The 323-nt window shown below is 35.0% G+C and carries 1 protein-coding gene; it reads left to right on the forward strand.

The window, feature by feature from the left end; all coding sequences use genetic code 11:
* Positions 1-323, forward strand: a 323-nt coding sequence (locus AOA62_RS32215) for an MFS transporter (RefSeq protein ID WP_143521805.1), incomplete at both ends; no start/stop codon positions are given.

The following is a 323-nucleotide window of genomic DNA, read 5'->3' on the forward strand; positions in this document are numbered from 1 at the left end:
GGGGCTGCGGTAATAGCAGTTAATTTGCTTATCCCTTTTATCTTGAAAAAAATGAGCATGAAAATTTATTTAGTTGGATCACTTATTTGGGGGACAGGTATCTTCATTATAGGATTTGCCTACAACATACCATTATATTTTATAGGGATATTAGTCGCTGCAATAGGTTTGCCTATCTCTGGGTTATCGAGAGTGTATTTATTACAAAAATATCTTCCAATTAATAAATTAGGGCGTGGATTTAGCTTTAACGCATTCCTTTTGTACTTATCAAATGCAGTCTCGTTGGGGATATTTGGATTAATCTCTGCTCACGTATCAAC

Origin of the sequence: Pseudomonas sp. 2995-3, from assembly GCF_002742565.1 — a bacterium.
Taxonomy (GTDB): Bacteria; Pseudomonadota; Gammaproteobacteria; order Pseudomonadales; family Pseudomonadaceae; genus Aquipseudomonas; species Aquipseudomonas edaphica.